The organism is Pseudomonas syringae, assembly GCF_002157375.1.
GTDB lineage: Bacteria > Pseudomonadota > Gammaproteobacteria > Pseudomonadales > Pseudomonadaceae > Aquipseudomonas > Aquipseudomonas syringae_T.
The window spans coordinates 1-2,817 of record NZ_MTSA01000044.1 but is presented as its reverse complement, the minus strand read 5'-3'; the positions used below and the strand labels follow the sequence as shown (position 1 = coordinate 2,817).

General features: G+C 62.7%; 1 protein-coding gene. It reads right to left on the bottom strand.

The genetic code is table 11. The features are described from left to right. The coding region (locus BW686_RS25905) for an AMP-binding protein (protein ID WP_143516564.1) at window positions 1-2,817 on the bottom strand (2,817 nt) is incomplete at both ends.

The window sequence follows — 2,817 nt, the reverse complement described above, 5'->3', positions numbered from 1 at the left end:
GCAATTCATAGCATTCCTGCGGCGAACGGCTGACCAGTTGCGGCACGATCAGCAGCTCGCCACCGTGAATCAGTGCGCCCCAGATTTCCCAGACCGAGAAGTCGAAGGCGAATGAGTGAAACAGTGCCCAGACATCGGTGGCATTGAACTGGAACCACGGCTCAGTCGCAGAGAACAACCGTGCCACGTTGCGATGCTCGACCTGCACGCCTTTCGGCAGGCCGGTAGAGCCCGAGGTGTAGATCACGTACGCCAGATGGGTTGAGGTCAGCGATGCGACCTGCGGATTGAGGGCGGATTTGTCCTGCAGGTCTTCGTCATCCAGATTGATAACGGGCAGCGAGTCGGTCAGCAGCACGTCTGAAGTCGCAGCCTGCAGCAGCACGGCGGCAGGAGCGCTGTCCTTCAGCAAGTATGTCAAACGTTCTGTCGGGTACGCCGGGTCCAGCGGCACGTAGCCCGCACCGGCCTTGAGAATACCCAGCAGGCCAATGATCATTTCCAGACCGCGTTCGACGCAGATCGCCACACGATCATCCGGTTTTATGCCTTTTTCAATCAGGCTGTGAGCCACCTGATTGGCGCGGGCGTCAAGCTCGCCATAGGTCAGGCTGCGTCCTTCAAAACGGACTGCCGTGGCAGAAGGTTGTAGCCGGGCATGGCGTTCGAAGGCCTGATGGATCAGCGGCTGATCGAGGTCATCGCGTGGTTCACTGGCATTCCAGTGCTGCAGCAATTGTTCGCGTTCAGCCGGGGGCAGAATGGTCAGGCTTTCAAGGGCCGAATCCGGAGCCTGTTCCAGCGAACGAACCAGTTCCGCGAGTGCCACCTGAACATAGGCGCACATGCGCTGCGCACCGATGGATTCCAGTGCCAGTGCAGTGATGTGGAAACCATCGCCCACGTCATCGACGTTCAGCGTCAACGGATAGTTGGTGCGCTCATGGCCGCCCAGCGCTTGCATGCCTTGCCAGGCGTTGAGGCTTTCCTGAGTGGCCGCGCCGGCACTGTGCCGGTAATTGAGCAGCGCGCTGAACAGTGGTGTAGTGCTTGCGACGCCGCTGCAACGCTGGGCCAGTGCCAGCGATGCATGTTCATGGGCCAGCAGCCCGGTCAGCCGTGCATGGGCCTCCCGCACGCCTTGGCGCACGCTGTTGTGCGCCAGCGTCACCCGCAGCGGCAGCGTGTTGATGAACATGCCCAGTGCGCGGTCGGCACCCTCGCCGCCTTGCATGCGACCCAGCAACACCGTGCCGAAGACCACATCGTCAGAGGCAGAAACCTTGCCCACGACCAGCGCCCAGGCCAGGTGGATCAGGCTGGCAGCGCTGACACCCAGTTGCCGCGCCTGATGGCGCAGCCGGCCGGCCAGTTGCATGTCGATCTCGGCCCGCGACTCCTCGATGCCGTGGCCGTCGCCCTGCACATCGTGTACGCCGAACGGCAGCGTCGGCTCTTGGATGTCACCCAGCATTTCGCGAAAGAATTGCTCATGCTGTTCAGCACTGATCCCCAGGCGGGCCTGAGCCACGTAGTTGCGGTACGGCATCGCCGCGCCCAGTTGCTCTGCCTGCCCCATCAGGAACGCCTGCATTTCGAGCTGCATGACGTCCAGGGCGGTGTGGTCGAGCGCCAGGTGATGGAACAGCAACGTTGCAACCCAGCGGTTTTGCTCCCGGTCCTCAGCGCAAGCCAGGTGCAGCAACGGCGCACGGGTCAGGTCCAGTCGGTAGTGGCGTGCATCGAAGCGCGCAGCCAGTTGCACGCCGATATCACCGTTGGCCGCATCCAGCTCGACCCGCTCGGGCAACAGCTCGACCTCGCGGCAGACGACTTGCACCGGCTCATCCAGCCCCTTCCAATGCACCGCGGTGCGCAAGATATCATGGCGATTGATCACCGACTGCAAGGCGTCGACGAAAGCGTCGAGCCGCTCACGGCTGTCAAAGGCATATTGCGATTGCAGTACGTAGGGGTCGCCGGCTTTGGCGCTCAGGTAGTGATAGAGAATGCCTTCCTGCAACGGGGCCAGCGGGTAGATATCCTGCACATTCGCTGCGCCACCCGGCACCGCTTCAAGAACGCGTTGCAGTTGTGCTTCGCCGATCTCCAGCAGCGGCAACATGGCTGGCGTGATGTGCGTGCAGCCGGGTTGGATCAGGTTGTCCGGCACGCTCACTTCCGAGCCGCTGCCGACGGCGGCTGCCAGCGCCATCAGGGTGGGCTGACTGAACAGCACGCGAACATCGGCGCTCAGCCCCTGCTGGCGCATCTGCTCGATCAGCTTGACCGCCAGCAGCGAATGGCCGCCCAGTTCGAAGAAATGATCGTGACGACCGACACGCTCGACCTTGAGGACATCGGCCCAGATTCGGGCGAGTACCGGCTCGATGTCACCCTGCGGCGCCTCGTAGTCGCGGCTGGCATAGGCTGTGGCATCCGGTGCAGGCAATGCACGTCGGTCGAGCTTGCCGTTGGCGGTCAGGGGCAGACTGTCCAAGATCACGAACGCCACCGGCACCATGTAGTCGGCCAGTGACGCGCTCAACTCACGGCGCAGTTCATGCACCGACAGCGACGCGCCGCGCTCGGCGGTGACATAACCCACGAGTTGTTTCGGTCCGCGATTCTGGTGTTCATCGGCGTCCTGACGAGCCAGAACGACGGCCTCCCTGACCCCGGGGCATTGCGCCAGACGCGCTTCGATTTCGCCGATTTCGATGCGGAAGCCGCGAATTTTTACCTGATTGTCGTTACGACCTAGGTATTCCACCGTGCCGTCTGCGCGCCAGCAGGCCAGGTCGCCGGTGCGGTACA